A 20,916-nucleotide genomic window follows, 5' to 3' on the forward strand; every position below is an offset into this window, starting at 1 on the left:
GTAGTTTTGCACAAACCCAACTTTGGGTTAAAAACAAGATAAGATATGTCAATTTCAGATTTATTTGATAGTGGATTTAAAAAGCGTAATGAAGATCATTTTGCTTCTATTGTTAGAGTAGCAATGGATGATGGTATAATTACTGACGATGAGAAAGCGTTCTTAGATCGTTTAGCACGCAATTTAGATATTGGTAAGGAAGATTATGAATTGATCTTAAAAGACTATCAATCTCACCCTATTAACCCACCTACGTCCTATGACCGCCGTTTAGAGCGCTTGTATGATTTGGCCCGTATGGTTCATGTTGATCATATACAAGGTGATAAAGAGGAAATATTATTGAAAAAAATTGCTATCGGTCTAGGTTTTAGAACTGATAACGTAAAATATGTTGTAGACAAAGCATTAACTTTAGTAGCCGACGGCGTTGACATCGATACGTTTATTGACGAGATGAAAAACATGAATAGATAAGAAGAATTAAGATTGTTTTTTGGATAAAATTCAATCAGCACTACATAAAAAAACCAGAGTTTATAGCTCTGGTTTTTTTATGGATTATATTTATGTTTGATGGTTTAGAACCACGTATTCCATGGAATTTTTGCCAATACACTGATCAATGCCAACGTATAGAAAATAGCCAACACCTTGAATTTTGGTGTGGAAGTTAATTTCTTTTTATGCTTAGAGTATCCAATTGTAATCAATACTACCGCAATAATCATCATTAATGGATGTTCCACAATATTTGATCGTAACACAGAATTACCCATTACAGTTTTCATTCCCATGTCTGAAATCTGTGTAAAATAAGGACCTACAAAGAGCACAATCAATCCTATAAGTAATTGAATGTGTGACACGATGAGTGTGAAAAGTGAGATTCTAAAATCTATAGGGTGAAATTCTTTTTTTCCGAAGAATTTAAATAGCGCATTGAGAGCCGCAATAACAATCATGAAAAGGGTCAAGTAAGCCCAATAGGAATGCAGCATTTTTACAGTTTCGTACATAGTTATTTATTTGAATGGTTATAGACAAAAATAGTGATTTTAAATCTTCATTTTGAAGCATTATTCTGAAATTTCAATCCACCGCTTACTTTCGTTCCCGAACTCATCAACAACGGTAACGATATGCTTGCCTCGTTGAGGCTTCATGGCAAACTCATGAATGTCTTTCGTACTGCCTAAATAGCGTTCGTCCAAATACCAAAATATCAAGGTTTCAGGTTTGCTGTGTGCTACTTTTAATATTAAATCATTGGTTTGGCCATCAAAATCCTTTGGTAAAAAGATGGTGTTGATTTCCTTTGGATAGATGAATTCCATGGCAATAGCATTCTCTCCCATACAATCTTCGCGAAATGGCGGTAAAGCTTTATAAAATGGGTTTTGAGCCTTGTAATAGTATTCCATTAGCGGCGGTAACACAAACCATGATTTATGGACGATGTTCTCCAAGTCTTCACAGGAAGAATTGACTTGATACTGTTCTGATCTATCCAAATGCACCAAGACATGAAAAGGGCAAGGTGCTGTTTTTAATCCGGTACGCTGAACAAATTTCTCCTCTCTATCAACGCAGTTGGGAGACGCCCTGTAACCGGATTGCGTACAGATTTCTACTTCTTGCATTTCATCAAAAGGTTTTGAAAACCACTCGCTGTTGGGCAATACATCAAACACCTCAAACAAGATTGGGGCCGCGGTTTGCACACCGACCAATCCTGGTCGGCCTTCGCCATCTGCATTTCCTACCCAAACACCAACCACATAATCTTTGGTAGTGCCTATGGCCCAGGCATCGCGAAACCCGAAGCTGGTGCCCGTTTTCCAAGCGATTTGTTTGGAACTATCATAAAATTCCCAGTTTTCATTCCCTTCCGGCCGATTGACGTCTTTTAGACTTTCATAGGTCAGATAAATAGACGCCGCATCGAACAAGGTTTTTTCTGAGGATTTTTGACCGAAATCAATCGTCTCATTATTTAGAAAGGTAGGCTCCGTAAACTCATTCGAAAAATATTCGCTAGAAGTTTCATTAAAATGATTAAGCGTAGACGATAAAGCCGCGTAGCTTTTACATAAATCCCACAGATTACTTTCCGCTCCGCCAAGAATAAGCGACAGCCCATAATGGTTGGCATTGTATTTCAAATCCTTCAACTTTAAAGCTTCCAAATAATGATGGAACCTGTCCAACCCAAATTCCTGAAGCATCCGCACCGAAGGGACATTTAAAGAGCGTGATAAGGCCCGACTAGCGGACACCGCACCGTAGTACTGTTTGTCAAAATTCTCAGGATTGTAACTTCCAAACTGGGTCGGCACATCCGCCACCAAAGTGTTGGGCAAAATATCTCCTGCATCTAACATGGCAGCGTATAAAAAAGGTTTTAAAATACTGCCGGTACTCCGTGGTTTATCAATAACATCTACATCCTTCTGATGGGCTTTGTCTGTTGGCGTGTTACCAACATAGGCCAAGACTTTACGTGTACGGACATCCAAAACCAACACAGCGGCATTATAAATTTCGTTCTGTTTTAACGTTTGATAATGATTGGATACAATAATATTGACCTGCTCTTGGATTGGCTTTTTAATCGTGGTTTGTTCCGACTGGCCAGAATGGGTTTTGGTAACCTTTTGAAGTAAATGCGAGGCAATTTGTGGCAGCGGATAAGGTTTTTGAGGCAAGCCCTCAGCAATGGACAATTGATAAGTTAAGGAATCGATAATCTCTTGCTCCATTAATTTGTGCAATAACCGATTGCGCTTTTTAAACAACTGCTCCTGATTCTTCCCTGGATAAATCAAACTCGGCGCATTGGGCAACACTGCCAGTGTGGCGCTTTCAGCCCAAGACAATTGGGATGCATCTCTATTAAAGTACCGCCAAGATGCCGCGTCGAGGCCTACCACATTACCACCGAAAGGCGCATTGCTGCTGTAATAGGACAAAATCTTTTCTTTGGATGCCCTAAATTCCAAGCGGGTGGCCAATACAATTTCCTTGATTTTTTCAAAATAGGTTCGGGATTGTCCTTTTCTTGATAATCGGATGACTTGTTGGGTAATAGTGCTTCCACCTCTTTTGACACCGCCTGAACTTAGATTTTCTTTTAAGGCTTTTACAATGGACACCGGATTAAATCCAGGGTGCTGATAAAAATAGGCATCTTCAAATTGAACAATACAGGTTTTGAATTTGTTCGGGACGGTATCGTTTTGTGGGAATCGCCATTGACCGTCTTTGGCAATCATCGCGCCCAAAAGCTCATTTTTAGAACTTGTAATAACGGTTGACGTAGGATCTTTGAACAATTGCCTTGGCAAACAGAAATAATACAGCAACAGCACCACAATAATTAGAGCTGATTTGAATTTGTGGCGTTTTATGTAGGTTAATATCTTGTTCATGAGTAAAGACCTCACAGGTTTTTAAAACCTGTGAGGTCTGATTGTAATTTATATTTTATTATTCATACTGCAACCCTTCCGTCTTTAAGCCCTTCTCGGGGCTTAAAGCCACCTTCCCTTAGAAAGGGAAGGAATTTTTTGATGATGCTATAAAATTTAATTTTCAATCACAATTTAAACTTCTCCTCCTTTTTAAGGAGGAGTGGATTCAGCCCAAGGATCGGGATGAAGACCTGCCTGACGGCAGGCAGGCGAGGTGGTTCATTTACGTTATTTAAAATTCAATTTTATCTCATTTAGCAACCCTTCAAAATTTTCAAAAACATTCTCAAATCTCAATACTTTAGAACCTAACGATTCCAAATTCTGTTGACGCTCTTAATCATAATTCTGAATTGCAAAATCCAAATGAACAGCACCGTCCAATTCAATTATTAACCTTTCAGATGCACAATAAAAATCAACAATATAGTTTTCAATATTGTGCTGCCTTCTGAATTTCCTACCTTCCAATTTACTTCCTTGTAAGTGTTCCCACAAAGTCGCTTTCGCCGAAGTCGCATTGTTTTTAAGCTCCTTCCTTCGCTCTAAAAGATATTTTCGGTTATGAATGCTTGATTTCATAGTTAGCGTTTTAATAAACACAACCCTTCCGTCTTTAAGCCCTTATCTGGGCTAAATCCACCTTCCCTTAAAAAAGGAAGGAATTTTTTGATGTTGCTATTTTTTAAAATTTTAGTCTCAGTCTAAAACTAAATCTACCTCAACACCTCAATCCATCTACCTTTACTGCGTACCATAAACTCATTATCATACATGGCCTCTACCTGAATGCCTGGCAAATAATAAGTCCCCAAATAAGACGCATTCAACATGACCGTAAAGGTTTTTGTGCCATCTTTACCTTTCTGCGGTAAATCAAAATAGAAGTTAACTCGGTCGTCCCTGATATCGGTATATCTGGCTGTACTTGTCGTAGTATCGCCAAAAGCAGTAAAACGCGTGTTTACAATCTCCCATCCCGATGGGAAGATTTGGGTCAACGCCACATTGTTCACCTCTTGGTTTTTGAGGTTAGTTACTTTTACCACAGCCACAAAATCTTGCCCTTGATTCAACTTCCCAATATCCAACACATTCCCTTTTAAATCCTTATAAACTACGGAGACACTTAAACCACGCTGTTCGGAAAGCTCTTCTCCTAAAGGCAATTTTCCAGAATTCAGCACCCTTACATAGACTAAATTGTCTTGATTGTTTTTAAAACTGAACGAATTATTTCCATTTTTTACGGCTAATTCACGTTGGGCAATCGCGCTCTTAGTGTCAATAGTTTCCGATTTACCGTTAAACGTATAGCTAACTTTAAGCGATTTCCCGCCATTTGCTTCTACCATTTTCGCCATGGCCAATAAACTATAGGCGGTGGTTTGGGTGCTCATCCATTTTGAACTTGACAAATCTTTCGCTAAATCCTGTGCGACCTCACGCATTTTAGGGTTTTTGGTCAACACCATGGTTTCTAAAGCCATGGCACGATTTCTATCCACTGATCCGTAGGTATAATAATTATACTTGGGCGGCGTGAAATTAATGTTTGCAGTACTCGAAATTTTTTGGCTAGCTTCCTTCTGACCTGCTAATGCATAAGCTGCTGCCAATCGCCATTTGGCCTCATTGGAAATCTCACTAAACTCCCGTAAGCGGTTCATGGCTGCCAAATCTGGACTTCCTGCCAATGCCAAGGTGTACAAACGGTACGCTTGTGCCAAATCAGTATTCGCGGTTCTGAAACTCGGGCGCCAATCTCTTGCCGCTTGGGTTTGGTAACGCAGCCAATTGCTCTTAAACGTCAACGGTAACACAAAGCCCTTTTTCTCGGCTTCTAACATAAAATGTCCTGCATAAGTAGTGCTCCAATCATCTACCGTATGCTCGCCCATCCAATAACTCATGCCGCCGGATGCCACTTGATAATTGCCTAAGCGCTTTACTCCAGCTTCAATGTTCTTTTGAATGTTCTGTTTCTTCTGATAAGTCAAATCGAAAATATCGGCCAAATATAATTGTGGAAATACTGCCGAGGTCACCTGTTCCAAACATCCGTGAGGATATTGAATTAAATAGTGTAAACGTCTGGTAAAATCCATTGGAGGTAAGGTGGAAAATTCAACTATGGCACTATTCGTACCGAGTTCTCCAAAAGTTGCAAAATTCATGCTTTTGGAAGCGTTGGCTTCTAAAGTTTCATCTAATGATTTTGACGTTATTGGATTTGGATTATAGACTTCAATATCCACCTTATAACTAGATTTTTCGCCATTACCAGTTGCAATCACCTCAACGGTATTGAAGCCCTTTGCCTTGCTAACATCCAACTCAAAATAAGTCATCTGCTCATCTGGTCGATCAAAAGTGAGCGATTTTGATGCCGCACCGACTACTGAAATCCCATCACTTAATTTCAAACTGATATTGACATTTTTCACCTTAGATTCCATGGCAAACACAGTTACCGGTAAAGTCACTTTTTCACCTGGACTCAATTTTCGAGGCAAGGTTGCCAACACCATTAATGGCTTTTTAACTTGTACGGATTTCTCCACACTGCCGTAAGCTTCAGTTTTCGCATCGCCTGCAACAACCATAGCTCTCACGGATCCAATGTAGTTTGGCATTTTAATTTTATGCGTTTTTCGCTCACTTGAATTCAAAGTAAACGGTCCCAAATATTTGACTACGGGCTTGAATCGGTTTGGTTTTTTGTTTTTACCGGCAGCAGCATTTGCATCACCTCCAATGGCAAACACCTGATCAATACTTCCACTGTAGGCACCAATGACATCGTCAAAAATATCCCATGTTTTAACTCCCAAAGCTTCACGCGCATAAAATTCGTCCCAAGCATTTGGCGTTTTAAATCGGGTGAGATCCAATAAACCTTCTTCCACAATTGCCAACGTATAAGTCATTGGTTTCTTATTCTGCTCACTGACCACCACTTCAAACTCCTGATCTGGTCGTAGCGCATTTGGCATTTTAATTTCCGGTTTCAGTTTCGTTTCTGGATTTTCAACCATCAATGGAATAACCCCATACAAACGAAGTGGCAAATCGTTCGCCGTAGTGGCATGCGGTTGTAATAAGGAAATATTGACAAACACGTTAGGCGCCATGTCTTTTGTAATCGGAATATTGACGGTCGTTTCACCTTGTTTGGTGACGATCCATTTATACGAAAGTACTTCTGAGCCATTTTCGATACTGATAAGCGCTCGACCTTCAGTACCTGACGGAAAGGTGATTTTGGCCGTTTGTCCCACATTATAGTTTTCCTTATCTGCCGCAAACACCAACATTTTGGCTGCTTCTTTGTCGGTATCTGACGAGTTTTGATACCAATTTTTATAGAAATAAGCTGTCCTTCCAGTTGCATGTCCACTCTGAGGATCTGTAATTCTGATCAGATATCTACCACGTTCATGCTCTGGAATATTTAAGGAAAATTTCCCTTTCCCGTTGGCATCTGTGGTCACCTTTTTGTCCAAATAAGGCTTGTGATAGGTGCTCGATACGTAACTGGATAGGTTGTCTTCAGATGAATTCCACCACCAGCGCCATTCTATTTTATAGACTTTCACTTCGAGGTTTTCACGCTGAATTGGTTTTCCTTTTGCATCGACCGTGACCACATCAAATGTTTGATTTTGATCTGTAAAAAAGGAGCCATTTTTGTTTTCTTCTGGCGATTTCAATCCGACAAAAGAAATGTAAGGCGCATAGGTTTTAGTGAAGGCATCCAACGAGAAATCGCCTCCATTTTCAAAAGCACGCACCAAAAATTGAACATTCAATAATCCGGGAGCATTTTTACCCACGTTTAAAGGTTTGGTAATGTTTGCGACCCCTTCGTCATTTAAGCTGCCTTCAAAAACAGTAAGTTCTTCTGAAGAAAACGAACGGGTAGGATCCACAAACTCATAATCTTTATAGTTTTTAAAGCCTTCGTAAGAAGTGCTGAACTTGGCTTTAATTTCAGCTTTTAAATTTTTTGCAGGCGTACCGTGTAACCACTGTACATCTAACGTTCCGTTTAGAGGCTCGTTGTTAGACAAGATCTCATCTTTAAAATCGATTTTGATTTTTAAACGGTTTGGCTTGACGGTTTCTACGCGCAATCCTTTATAAAATGACGCGCCACCAACGGAAACTTTTGCATTGTAATTTCCTGTTTTGCCTTCAGTCTCTGTGGGCACTGTAAATCGGTAGAAATTATTGATATTTTCCGTGCTGATCTTCTTGTAGATCAGTTTTCCGCTCGGATCCGTCACTTCCATTTTCACCGGATGTCCTTTCGGCAATTTATTATCATTATCATTCAACATAAACGTCAAAAACAACGAATCTCCAGGACGCCAAACCCCACGTTCGCCGTAGATATAGCCCTTAAGGCCGCGTTGCAGACTGTTCCCAGACACATCAAATTTGCTTAAGGACAATGAATTGCCATCTACCAATTTAATGTAACTCGTGTTTTTACCTTTAGTGACAATAGCAAAAGAAGCCACTTTAGTGCTTTTAAATGCTGCCAAGCCTTCACTATCTGTTGTCACCTTTCCAATTTCTTGTTGTTGAAAATTGAACAATTTCACCGTTGCACCCGATTCAGGGTTCGTATTTAAAATATTCGAAACCGCAAAATAATACGTGTTATTCGCACCTTGTTTAGCAATAACACCCAAATTGGACGCAATCAGATTTTGGGAGACGATACGGTTTTCATTAAAATAAGCCTCATGACACGGGTTGTTGCGTTCTTCCCAGTTGTAGTTGGAGTTTCTATAGCTGTAAATTAAATTATCCCAATATTCTTCCTCACGCAAATCTTCATCTTCCGTCGTGCTTTCATTGTAATTTTCCTGGTAATACTCATTGTAATAATCGTCCTCATAATAATCGTCTTCTGAATTACCTACGTTCGCATAATTATCACAATTAAAGACGGAATATTCCTTTTTGATGCTCAATTCTATACGGTAGATCGCACCAGGATCAGCATTAAAGAACGTTGAAAGATCAATACTGTAAGCTTTCCATTCCCCGTCATTGGCCACCGCATCATTTTGCAAGGCGATGGTTTTTTTGGCAATGCGTCGTCCTACGCGTTTAATGGCCGACAGATTATTACTTTGAAAATCGTTGTCTTGCAAGAACTGCAGCACATTATCTTCAAAAATCTTAATCACCCGAACGTCGACGGCCTTTAAATTGACAGCCTCAAAATTGAATTTAAGCTCACTGGAATTTGGTAAAATGGTCCCATTGCTAATCAAACGAACTTGGGGTTTTAAATCTTCAAAAGAAATGGTTTCAGAAAATCCTTTTTTAAGTTTAAAGCCATCGGTATTGGCAATACCTTGATAAACATCAACCAACGCATCACCTGCTAATTTCGATTCCGGATACACTTTCAAAACGTTGCCATCCACTATAAACTTTGGATTTTTTGAATTTTTGATGGTTACCAATCCGTCAAAATTCTGCTGCTTTTTTAAAGGGTCCGAAAAATTAATGGACACCATTTGTTCTGGTGTTTGCACGACCTCAACATTGACGATCGTAAAATTATTGATCCCCGGAATCATCACCTTACGCTCACCAGAATTACTTGCTTTTATGGCTTTCCCGTTCCATTTGACCAAGATTTCACTGTCTGCTACAGGGCGACTAATACTGTCAATTTTAAATTCAAATGCCTTAGCTCTATTTAAAGATTCGTTCCACTGCAGTTTGAGCTTCTTCCCATTCTGCCAAGCCTCCACAAGTTGTTTTGCATCTGAAATGGAAACGACATCGGCCGATTTTAAGGACGCTTCCAAATACTGCCATTTTTTACTGTAAGATTGTAAATTGGCGGTAACCACATTAAAACTAGGGGCGATGGTTTTGAACTGAAAGGTATAGGTTTTATACTCTTTAGGTTGATTGTCATAGAGTTTCCCCAAATTAACACTGACCTTATATTCCGTATCCGATTGCAGCGGCTGATCCTGCTTAAAAATTAAAGTGTGTGCATTTTCTACCCACAATTTCCCTTTAACTTTGGGCTCGATTTTCAAGATACCATCGGCAACTTCCTGACCAATTGTCCATCCTTCTACATCATTTGCCAAGCTAATTAAAATAGGATCGGCAATAGAAACGCGGCCTGCCGTAGTATAGCTGATATAGTCCCGAAATTTAAAGAGATTGTCGGTGTCCTCACTTATAGCATCGTCCTTTTTACAAGAAACCACTAGACAAAGGAGGAACACAAAAGAAATTATTTTTTTAAACGACATAACGCATGGTGTTGGATAGCTGCAAAGATTGTAAAACCACTTTAGATATTAGTTGTATTTTCTGACAAATCAATCTTTGTAAATTCCTACCGTTAATTTCCCAGACGCATCCATAGACGCTCTGTACATGCCTGCCGTGTTAAATTCCATAACCATGTTGCCATCTTTATCAACCGCAACAATACCGCCATCACCACCCAAATCTGGCACTTTCTTTTGAATTACTTCTCTCGCAGCTTCTTGCAGACTCAAGCCTTTATAGTCCATTAAAGCCGAAATATCATGCGCCACCATCGCACGGATAAAATATTCACCCCAACCCGTACTACTTACGGCACAGGTAGCATTGTTTGCATAGGTACCCGCACCTATAATTGGCGCATCACCAATGCGTCCCCAACGTTTATTGGTCATCCCGCCCGTAGAAGTTCCAGCGGCAAGATTCCCGTTTTTATCCAATGCCACACACCCAACAGTACCAAATTTTGAATCTTTGATGATCGGATCATAAAAGGCAGTTTTATCTCGCGCATTCTTCGTGTCCTCAGCTGCTTTTACACGTTCTAATGCTTTAAATCGACTTTCAGTATAAAAATAAGATGGGTCCACCAACTCCAAATTTTGTTCTTTCGCAAACAATTCAGCACCTTCTCCCGACAACATCACATGGGGTGAATTCTCCATAACCGCTCTTGCCAAATTAATCGGATTTTTAACCGTTTTAGTTCCCGCAGAAGCACCAGCATTCAATGTTTTTCCATCCATAATGGAGGCATCCAATTCGTTCGTTCCTGCATTTGTAAACACAGCCCCTTTGCCCGCGTTAAACAGTGGTGAATTTTCTAAAACGTTGATGGTTTTTTCTACAGCATCCAAACTCGACCCGCCATTTTTTAAAATCTCGTGTCCCACCCGAATCGCCTCTTCCAACTTCGCATTATAGGCCGCTTCATCTTCTACCGACATATTTTCCCGTAAGATAGTGCCCGCACCACCATGGATGACAATGGCAAATTCATTTACTTTTTTTGATTCAGAATTATTGGCTTTTGGCGCTTCGGTAGATGTTGGTTGCTGTGAAGCAGAAGCCTTCTGATTGTCTTTACAATTCAGAAAAAAAAGCATTAAAAGCGGAAAATAAATGAGTTTTTTCATAGCGTATATATTGATATTCAGCCTTAAAGTTAGCATTTTTTTAAGTAGCTAAGGCTTCAAAAAGCGACATATTATTGTTATCTTCGCAAACATCATAAATTAATTTAAATACATATATATGCAAGCAGTTGCTACAGATTTTGGAATTGAAAAAGCCCTAAAAGAATTAGGCGTTAAAGATATAAATGAAGGCACTTCAACAGGCTCCACTAATTTTTCTAACGGCGAGATTATTGAAAGCTATTCTCCAGTAGACGGAAAACTGATTGGTAAGGTAAAATCTACCACAAAAGAAGATTACGATAAAGTGATGGAAGCTTCTACCAAAGCCTTCAAAACTTGGAGAGATGTACCAGCACCTCAACGTGGTGAGATTGTACGTCAATTTGGTAATAAATTGAGAGAATTGAAGCAACCACTTGGGAAACTCGTATCTTATGAAATGGGTAAATCTTTACAAGAAGGTTATGGTGAGGTTCAAGAGATGATTGATATTTGCGATTTTGCAGTCGGTCTATCTCGTCAATTAAACGGGCAAACGATTCCTTCTGAACGTCCAGGTCACGTGATGAGAGAACAATGGCACCCAATTGGTGTTGTTGGAATTATCTCAGCGTTCAACTTCCCTGTGGCAGTTTGGGCCTGGAATACAGCACTTGCGTGGATTTGTGGTGATACTTGTGTTTGGAAAGCTTCCGAAAAAACACCTTTATGTTCTATAGCTTGCCAAAATATAATTGCGGGAGTTTTAAAAGACAACAATTTACCTGAAGGGATTTCTTGTATCATCAACGGCGATTATAGAGTTGGTGAATTCATGACGAAAGACCCTAGAATTGCACTAGTATCCGCAACAGGTTCTACTAGAATGGGACGTATTGTTGGTAAAACAGTTGCTGAGCGTTTTGGTAAGTCTTTATTGGAGTTAGGAGGCAACAATGCCATCATTATCACACCATCTGCCGATTTAAAAGTGGTCGTTCCGGGTGCTGTTTTTGGTGCTGTTGGTACTGCGGGACAACGTTGTACCTCAACACGTCGTTTGATTATTCACGAATCCGTTTACGATAAAGTAAGAGATGCCATAGTTGGTGCTTACGGTCAAATAAAAATTGGAAATCCTCTAGATGAAAACTATCATGTGGGACCAGTAATTGACAAAGATTCTGTAAAAACGTATTTAGCAGCTATTGAAAAAGCAAAAGCTGAAGGCGGAAAAGTATTGGTTGAAGGTGGCGTTTTAGAAGGCGAAGGCTTTGAAAGCGGCTGCTATGTAAAACCAGCAATTATTGAAGCAGAAAATCATTATGAAATTGTGCAACACGAAACGTTTGCACCAATTTTATATTTGATGAAATATTCTGGTGATGTAGAAAACGCCATTGAGACACAAAATGGTGTGGCTCAAGGGTTATCTTCTGCTATTATGACCAACGAAATGAAAGAAGCAGAGAAATTCTTGTCTTACGCTGGTTCAGATTGTGGCATTGCCAATGTAAACATCGGAACTTCAGGTGCTGAAATTGGTGGCGCATTTGGTGGTGAAAAAGAAACAGGTGGTGGACGCGAGTCTGGATCTGATGCTTGGAAAGTGTACATGCGCCGTCAAACGAATACCATTAATTATTCGGACGAATTGCCATTAGCGCAAGGCATCAAGTTTGACTTGTAAGAGATCTCGTTTTTATAAATTTTAAAAGCCACTTTCGTTTGAAAGTGGCTTTTTTATTATTTATATATAGCAGTTATGGCACTTCTTTAATCAGATACACATACACGGGAAAATGGTCACTAAAACCACCCGTAAATCCGCCATCTGAAAAACTTCTAAACGGATACCCTTTCCAACGTCCGCGTTTGGTAGTCAAGTAATTCTTATTATAGATAAAGGCTTTGTAAAATCGGAATGACGAATAATCCTTTTCCAATAAAGATTGCGACATTAAAATTTGATCAAACAGACTCCAAGCGTCCTGATATGCTGTAGTGCCCAACCCGTTTTTATAAAACTTCTCATAAGGATTGTAAAGGCCTTTTAAGTCCACATCCATTTTTTCATCTTTAGCTAACAATATATCTTTAACGCTGGCATTAATAGGATCATCATTTAAATCGCCTATGGTGAATATCTTAGCATAAGGATCAATTATTTGAAGCGAATCAATAAGTCGTTTATTGAGTTTTGCAGCAGCCACACGTTTGCTCCTACTACGCTCTTCACCACCACTCCGCGAAGGCCAGTGGTTGACTATGACATGAATTAAATCGCCATCAAGTTTTCCACTTACTAAAAGCTGATCTCTAGTATACACACGGGTTTTAGTTGTTTCATCATAAATCTTTAATATATGACTACTTGTTGAAATGGGTTGAAATAGTGACTTTTGATACATTAGGGCAACATCAATGCCACGGATATCTGGAGATTCATAGTGAATAATGCCATAATCTTTTTCTAACAAGAGCGGATCATTAGCCAAATCGACTAAAACATTCCTATTCTCAATTTCCGAAACTCCTAAGATTGCAGGAGCATTCTGAGCACCGTCAGCACCAATCTCTGCAATGACACGCGCCATGTTTCGTATCTTTTTTTGATACACCGCTGAGCGACCAGCAACTAATTCCATCATCGGACTGGACTCATCAAATTTTGTGGGGTCATTGATGGTATCGAAAAGATTTTCCAAATTATAAAATGCAAGTGTATGTATCTTAAATTTCTTTGGTTCTTGCGACCATAGATTAGTAGCACACATTAGTAAAATAAGGCTGAAGCGAAAGGTCTGTAATGTCATTTTAAAAATTTTTCATTTTACTCTCAGAATTCCGAAATCAAATGTAAAAATATATTAGAAATAATGTACATTTATGAGGTCTAATTCTTTCATTGTTAGACAAAAGGAAACTATTTTTCAATATATAGGCAGTGCAAAGTATCGCATAAGTTTTTATGTTGCAAAACATATTATTGTTTAATAAATCACTTCAGAGCACATCTGATTGAACACATAAAAACCGCCTATGAAAAAAGGTATGAGACTTCTTTTAATTGGTTTTTTTACTGTCCTTCCCTCGGCTGCGCAACAAACTATTTTGAAAGGCAGTGTTATTGATGGCACAACCCTTGTTCCTATCCCCAAAGTCACCATTACCATTGAAGCCACACTTCAATCTGTAGACACAGATGCTGAAGGACAATTCAGTTTTAGTTCTAATATTCCTTTAGGAGAGCAAATTATTAAAGTTGAAAAGCCGGGATATCTCACTAAGCGGTTTCCCATCATTATTTATGATGGTCAAACCCTAAACATTAGTGATATGATGCTTGATATCAACATTGCCGATTCTGTTGACCTGTTTATAATTACCCTTTCTGATGATGAGTTAAATGATGACGCCACTGGAGGTGCCGATAACATTTCTGGTCTTCTTCATGCCTCGCAAGACATCTTCCAACGGACTGCGGCCTTTGAATTTAGTGCGTCGTTTTTTAGCATTAGAGGTTTGGGTTCTGAGAACAGTACTGTTTTGATTAACGGGATCGAAATGAATAAATTATTAAATGGAAGACCTCAATGGAGCAATTGGGGCGGATTGAATGACATGTTCCGAAATCAAGAATTAGCCTCCAATTTAGCCCCATCAAACTACAGCTTTGGAGGCACTCTAGGTGCCAACAATATCAGTACTAGAGCGTCAGAATATAAAAAAGGTGGGCGCTTAACCTATTCTTCTTCGGATAGAAGCTATAGCCATCGGACCATTGCGAGTTATGCCACAGGGATGCTAAAAGGCGATTGGGCGCTGGCTGCCGCTATTGGTAAACGATGGGGAGAGGAAGGGTTTCAAGACGCTACTTTTTACGACTCCAATTCCTTCTTCGCATCCGTAGAAAAAAAAATAAACGCTCATCACAGTATTAATCTTACCAGCTTTTACACCCCCAATCGCAGAGGAAAATCATCCCCCAACACCAAAGAGGTATATGACTTAAAGGGTATAAGATATAATGAGTACTGGGGTTATCAAGATGGAGAAAAACGCAACTCACGCGTTAAAGAGGTAAGTGAGCCATTAGTGATGCTGAATCATTATTGGGACATCAGCAATACTACGACACTAAACACGAATGTGGGCTATCAATTTGGGAAAACAGGAAATAGTCGGTTAGATTACCCGGCAGGTGGTAACCCGAGTGGTGCGTACTATCAAAAACTTCCAAGCTATGCCTTAGCTAGTTCCAATGGCCCTGATTATGCAACAGCTTATTTGTTGGAGCAAGAATTTTTAAAAGATGGGCAAATTGATTGGAACCGAATTTATGATGCCAATATCACCAATACTAGTAGCGGTACAACAGCCGCTTACGTGCTATATGAAGACAGAAATGACGATACACAACTCACAGCCAATACCATTCTTATGGCTGATGTTACCGATCATATAACCTTTAATGCATCACTAAATTATACCCTGCTCAATTCAGATAATTTTGCAATACTCACAGATCTGTTAGGCGCTAACAGTGGCTTGAACGTTGACGCTTTTGATAATGTGCAATATGACTTAAAACATCCGAATAGAAGTGTTGCAGAGGGTGACCGGTTTAGATACAATTATAAGATAAACGCAAACGTGCTATCTGGATTTGTACAGGCACAATTTAGGTATCATAAAGTAGATTTTTTTGGGGCATTGAGTGCTACCCATACTGCATATCAACGCAACGGTGATTATCAGCATGAAACCTATCCTGACAATTCTTACGGAAAAGGGCCACAATTAAACTTTACGGGAATGGGCGTAAAAAGTGGTATGACCTATAAAATTTCTGGAAAACATGTGTTAGATGTTAAAGTTGGGCACTTGACGAAAGCGCCTGCCATTAGAAACACTTTCTCCAACGCAAGAGAAAACAACAATGTGGTGAAGAACCTCACTGAAGAAAAAATAAGCTCAGCAGATGCAAGCTATATTTTTCGCTCCTCAAAGTTGAAAGCAAAACTGACAGGCTTCTATTTAAAAATTAAAGATGCAAACGACATTTCGTTTTACTACGCTGATGGTTTAAGTAGTTTTGAAATATCAGAAAATCAGACCTCAGCATTTGTACAAGAAATTATGCAAGGTATAGACAAACAACATATTGGTATAGAATTAGGTATAGAGCTACCACTTACAACTACCTTAAAATTAAAAGGTGCAGGTTCTATGGGTCAATATACCTATAGCAATAATCCTAATATATACCTGACCTCTTCCAGTTTTACCAATCTTGAAGGTATCGACCTTGGAACAAGTTTGCTAAAGAATTATAAATTATCCACAGGCCCTCAAACTGCATACTCTGTAGGTTTTGAATACCGTGATCCCGAATATTGGTGGTTTGGTGCTACTCTTAATTTTTTTGATCATACTTATGTAGATATTAATCCGTTGACGCGAACTCGGAACTTCTACTCGGATGCTGACGGGTTGCCTTTTAATGATTATGATCCTGAAGTGGCGCGACAACTCTTGAAACAAGAACAATTTGATAATTATATGATTGTAAACCTCGTGGGAGGTAAATCATGGAAAATCAAAACTTATTTTGTTGGTTTTTTCGCAAGTGTCAACAACCTCTTAGATGCCGTACACAAAACTGGAGGTTTTGAACAAGGTAGAAATGCCAATTATCGCGAATTGAAAGCAGATGCAGGTCGTGAGACGCCAGTATTTGGCTCTAAATATTGGTACGGTCGAGGCGCCACATATTTTTTTAACGTTTACGTGAGATATTAAAACTAAAGTTTAAACTAAAATATATTGCCATGATCAAGCCTATAAAACCTTTAGCATTGCTCTCTGGAATGCTGATTGCACTTGCTGTTATATCATGCGTTCAGGATGATGATTTTTCAATCCCGGACGGATTGGGTGTTGAAGAAAACAAGGGTTTACAAGCACTCTTGGCCAGTGACGCTACTGAAATTTCCATTCCTGATTTGAAAGCGAAATATACAAACAACGATGCGTTACCTGTTCTGATCGAAACAAATATTTACATTAGAGGTTATGTTAGTTCCTCCGATAAATCTGGCAACTTCTTCAAGGAAATTTATATTCAAAACGCTGCAGTAGATCCGACTGCTGGTATAAAGGTTATCATCAACCAAGTAGACAGTTATAACCAATACAATATTGGCAGAGAAGTGTATATCAATCTAAAGGGTTTATATGTTGGGGAAGAGCGTGTAGGCAATGGTGTGACGACCATTGGAGGCAGCACAAAAACCAATCAATTTGGCACTATTGTCCAACGATTGACCGAGAATCAAAGAATGCAGCAGATTTTCCGCACAGGAACCACGCTTCCTTTGACTCCATTAAATCTTACTTTTTCCCAAGTTAATAGCAATCATATTGGGATATACAGCAAATTTAATGGTGTCGAATTTGCAACACATTTAGAGGGTAAACGTTATTTTGACCCTGTGCAGGATTTTGACACCTTAAGACAATTACAAAGTTGCACTGGCACAATAGGCTATTCCAATTTTAGCTTGGAAACTAGTTCATTTGCCAGTTTTAAAGATGTTTTGCTTCCTACCGGTAATGGCTCTATTTCAGGTGTTATTACAAAAACATATGATGGGAGCAGATTAGTAATAGCCTTAAATATACTAGGCGATGTGGTGATGACAGACAGTAGATGTATTCCTTTGAGCTTGGGCAATTTTAAGCTGCTATTTAAAGAAGATTTTGAATCTGCAAAACATAACACCAACCTGAATTTTAAAGGGTGGACAAATTTTGCCCAAGCTGGTACTACAAAATGGCGAGAGAAAAATTTAGAGGGCAACGGATTTACTGAATTCAGCTCTTTTGGTAGCCGAGTGCCAATAAATATTGCATGGCTGATAACCCCCGGACTTGATATGGATGCACCATCGGAAAAATATTTAAATTTTAGGGCAGCGCAGCACCATCTGGACTCACCCAATAATACTTTAGAAGTACTGGTTTCTACAAATTACAACGGCAGCAATGTACTTGCCGCAACTTGGATTTCTGTAGATGCCGCTATTCCCTCGCAAAATCATCCGTGGTACGAATTTATAGACTCAGGTTTGATAGATGTATCGTCGTATACAGGAACGTTACATGTAGCATTTAAGGTGACAGGGTCTGGGACAGATACTACTTTAGATGGCTCCTATCAAATTGATGATGTGATGCTTTTAACTCCAGATAAAAAATAACTTAACAAGAAATAGCATTATTTGATTACTTTTGCGATCTATGACGATTTTTGACCAACTATTCTTCAATAGTTTTAACTACTATAAGAAGAGCGCCTATAGGACAGAGGCCAACAGAATTGCTATTGCCTACATCACTCTCGTGCAAGCATCCTTACTACTTGTTTTGGGGGTCTTTTTTGCTGAGTTCTTCCAACAAATGCATGTAGACACCATGTCTTCTTCAAATGCTTGGATATTGTTTGCAGTCGCTTCCCTATTCCTTTATTTCAAAAATTGGATCCAATACAGTGGTAAAAAACGTAAAATCATGAATGCCAAGCAGCAGAAAAAAACTGGTTATGGCATTTTTACATTGTGGCTGATTCCTGTAGTGGCTATATTCTTAGCTGTGATGTTCCTAAAAGTGGTGTAATGAATACATCAGGAAATTAATCATCCTCACCTTGATTAAATTCAGAAGTATCTTAACTACCTTTTAAAGAGTGCCTTGTCTCTTGTAATTGAATATATACCGGAAAATGGTCGCTATAACCGCCTTTATATTTTTTTCCCACATAGGTCCTAAACGGCTGCCCTTTATATTTTCCATCAAATTGTGTTAAAAACGTATCATCAAAAATATCTGCTTTTACAAACTCAAGTCCTTTATGTCCTGGAGCTATCATATTGCTTGTTAACAATATCTGATCAAATAAAATCCATTTATAATTATGATTGGCACTGCCTCTAGTATAAGAAAGCAAGGTTTCCATAGGGTTATAAAGTTGTTGCTCATTTTTTAAGTACTGAATGCTTTCATTTTTTGGGTTGTCATTAAAATCGCCCATCACGATAATCTTCGCTTCGGCATCAACTCCTTTGATATCATTTATAAGTTCTATCACTCTTTGGGCAGCAAACATGCGCTTATGTCCTGTTCTATCGGATTGTTGATGTCTTGATGGCCAATGATTGACTAATATATGTATTTTTTCATCCCGTAAATACCCGCTCACCTTAAGAATATCCCTTGTATAATCTCTGACTCCCACTTCACTTTCAACAAAGAGTGTCATTGATTCTGAAGCTTCTAAACTAAAGCTGTTTTTGTCATAGACCAAAGCTACATCAATACCGCGTTCATCGGGCGAGTTGTAATGTACAAATCTGTAATTATAGTCTTTTAAATGCTTGCTTTGGATAAGATCTGTCAGCACCTTGTCGTTCTCAACTTCAGCTAACCCTATAAGTGCCGGTGGCTTCTGTAACTCCTTAAACCCGATTTTAGAAATCGCTTTTCCTGTTTTGTAGATTTTTGTTTCATACCGCTCCTTGTTCCATTTCTTAGCTGTTTTTTCTAAAAAGTCAGTATCCATAATTAGAGGATCATTTATATGATCAAATAAATTCTCAGTATTATAAAAAGCAATCGTATGGGTATCAGAATTTGGGCTTTGTAAACTCACATCAATAATTTAAGTTTTAAAAATACTAAATGAAAGCCAATCAATTATGTAACTTTGTGTTTTAATCAGATATATGTTAGAGAAGAAAGATATTAATTTAGAAAAGGCCGTTTTAATTGGTGTTGTCACCAAACAACAGAATGAAGAAAAGTCTAAAGAATATTTAGATGAGCTAGAATTCTTAACCTATACAGCAGGCGGCGAAGTTATAAAACGCTTCACACAAAAAATGGAAATGCCAAATCCTAAAACCTTTATTGGAACGGGAAAAATGCAAGAAGTCGCGGAATTTATCAAAGAAAATGATATTGGGACCGCAATTTTTGATGATGAACTTTCAGCAGCACAAGAACGAAATATCAGTAAATTATTAGCGTGTAAGGTTTTGGATAGAACCAACCTTATTCTCGACATTTTTGCACAACGTGCACAAACGAGTTACGCCCGTACACAGGTTGAATTGGCACAATGCGAGTATCTATTACCACGCCTAAAAGGGATGTGGACGCATTTGGAACGTCAAAAAGGGGGTATCGGAATGCGTGGTCCTGGAGAAACTGAAATTGAAACGGATAGACGTATTGTCAGAGACAGAATTTCACTTTTAAGAGAGAAAATTAAGAATATTGACCGTCAGCAGTCTGTTCAACGCGGCAACAGAGGTCAATTGGTTCGTGTAGCGCTGGTTGGGTATACGAACGTAGGTAAATCTACCCTTATGAATGTGATCAGTAAAAGTGAAGTATTTGCAGAAGATAAGTTATTTGCAACTTTAGACACCACGGTACGTAAAGTTGTAATTGGCAATCTGCCTTTTTTGATGACGGATACCGTAGGATTTATTAGAAAATTACCTACACAATTGGTAGAATCCTTCAAGAGCACATTAGACGAGGTGCGGGAAGCTGACCTGCTGTTGCATGTAGTAGATATTTCGCACCCTAACTTTGAAGAGCAGATTGCTTCTGTAAATAAAATTCTTGGAGAAATTGATAGCGCAAATAAGCCTACTATTATGGTTTTCAATAAAATTGACTCCTATGAGGCTGTACCATTTGATAAGGATGATTTAATTGCTGTAAGAACCAAAGAAAATTATTCACTTGACGAGTGGAAAAAAACTTGGATGAATAAAATTGGGAATGATGCTATATTTATTTCAGCCTTAAATAAGGAAAATATGGAAGCGTTTAAAAGACGTGTGTATGATGAAGTGAGAGCTATTCATGTGGCGCGGTTCCCATATAATAATTTTCTATATCCTGATTATCAGGAAGAAGAATAAGAAGTGTCA

At 38.8% G+C, this 20,916-nt stretch carries 13 protein-coding genes; 6 read left to right on the forward strand and 7 right to left on the reverse strand.

Annotation, left to right across the window (positions count from 1 at the left end; translation table 11 throughout):
- The first annotated feature begins 45 nt into the window (after positions 1–45).
- Positions 46–477 (forward strand): tellurite resistance TerB family protein, encoded by a 432-nt coding sequence (locus tag BXY82_RS03575; protein ID WP_133756799.1) that lies wholly within the window; start codon positions 46–48, stop codon positions 475–477.
- Between the two features lie 104 nt (positions 478–581).
- Here BXY82_RS03575 and BXY82_RS03580 read toward each other — a convergent pair whose 3' ends face one another.
- From BXY82_RS03580 to BXY82_RS03600, 5 genes are all read right to left on the reverse strand, one after another.
- On the reverse strand, positions 582–1,019 hold the full coding sequence (locus BXY82_RS03580; protein WP_133756800.1) for a hypothetical protein: 438 nt from the start codon (positions 1,017–1,019) through the stop codon (positions 582–584).
- Positions 1,020–1,079: 60 nt separating this feature from the next.
- Positions 1,080–3,431, reverse strand: a complete 2,352-nt coding sequence (gene pbpC, locus BXY82_RS03585; RefSeq protein ID WP_133756801.1) for a penicillin-binding protein 1C — start codon at positions 3,429–3,431, stop codon at positions 1,080–1,082.
- Positions 3,432–3,809: 378 nt separating this feature from the next.
- Positions 3,810–4,055 (reverse strand): endonuclease domain-containing protein, encoded by a 246-nt coding sequence (locus BXY82_RS03590; RefSeq protein ID WP_317128555.1) that lies wholly within the window; start codon positions 4,053–4,055, stop codon positions 3,810–3,812.
- A gap of 134 nt (positions 4,056–4,189) precedes the next feature.
- Positions 4,190–9,772, reverse strand: coding sequence for an alpha-2-macroglobulin family protein (locus BXY82_RS03595; RefSeq protein ID WP_133756802.1), 5,583 nt, complete (start codon positions 9,770–9,772; stop codon positions 4,190–4,192).
- A 69-nt stretch (positions 9,773–9,841) separates the two neighbouring features.
- Positions 9,842–10,927: an isoaspartyl peptidase/L-asparaginase family protein gene (locus tag BXY82_RS03600; RefSeq protein ID WP_133756803.1), complete on the reverse strand. Its 1,086-nt coding sequence runs from the start codon at positions 10,925–10,927 to the stop codon at positions 9,842–9,844.
- A gap of 118 nt (positions 10,928–11,045) precedes the next feature.
- Here BXY82_RS03600 and amaB point away from each other — a divergent pair, with 118 nt between their 5' ends.
- Positions 11,046–12,599, forward strand: a complete 1,554-nt coding sequence (amaB, locus tag BXY82_RS03605) for an L-piperidine-6-carboxylate dehydrogenase (RefSeq protein WP_133756804.1) — start codon at positions 11,046–11,048, stop codon at positions 12,597–12,599.
- A 73-nt stretch (positions 12,600–12,672) separates the two neighbouring features.
- On the opposite strand, the gene BXY82_RS03610 is transcribed toward amaB, so the two are convergent.
- Positions 12,673–13,725, reverse strand: a complete 1,053-nt coding sequence (locus tag BXY82_RS03610; protein WP_133756805.1) for an endonuclease/exonuclease/phosphatase family protein — start codon at positions 13,723–13,725, stop codon at positions 12,673–12,675.
- A gap of 226 nt (positions 13,726–13,951) precedes the next feature.
- Here BXY82_RS03610 and BXY82_RS03615 point away from each other — a divergent pair, with 226 nt between their 5' ends.
- From BXY82_RS03615 to BXY82_RS03625, 3 genes are read left to right on the forward strand one after another with little or no spacing between them, the layout of a single operon-like run.
- A complete protein-coding gene (locus BXY82_RS03615; RefSeq protein WP_133756806.1) occupies positions 13,952–16,714 on the forward strand; it encodes a carboxypeptidase regulatory-like domain-containing protein in 2,763 nt (920 codons plus the stop codon).
- Positions 16,715–16,743: 29 nt separating this feature from the next.
- Positions 16,744–18,174: a DUF5689 domain-containing protein gene (locus BXY82_RS03620; protein WP_243835670.1), complete on the forward strand. Its 1,431-nt coding sequence runs from the start codon at positions 16,744–16,746 to the stop codon at positions 18,172–18,174.
- 40 nt (positions 18,175–18,214) lie between these two features.
- Complete coding sequence (locus BXY82_RS03625) at positions 18,215–18,589, forward strand: hypothetical protein (protein ID WP_133756807.1); 375 nt, start codon at positions 18,215–18,217, stop codon at positions 18,587–18,589.
- Between the two features lie 52 nt (positions 18,590–18,641).
- On the opposite strand, the gene BXY82_RS03630 is transcribed toward BXY82_RS03625, so the two are convergent.
- A complete protein-coding gene (locus BXY82_RS03630; RefSeq protein WP_243835671.1) occupies positions 18,642–19,622 on the reverse strand; it encodes an endonuclease/exonuclease/phosphatase family protein in 981 nt (326 codons plus the stop codon).
- A gap of 73 nt (positions 19,623–19,695) precedes the next feature.
- Between BXY82_RS03630 and hflX the strand changes: the two genes are divergently transcribed.
- On the forward strand, positions 19,696–20,907 hold the full coding sequence (gene hflX, locus BXY82_RS03635; RefSeq protein WP_133756809.1) for a GTPase HflX: 1,212 nt from the start codon (positions 19,696–19,698) through the stop codon (positions 20,905–20,907).
- Positions 20,908–20,916: the final 9 nt, after the last annotated feature.

This window comes from Gelidibacter sediminis (assembly GCF_004364975.1).
GTDB classification, from domain to species: Bacteria; Bacteroidota; Bacteroidia; order Flavobacteriales; family Flavobacteriaceae; genus Gelidibacter; species Gelidibacter sediminis.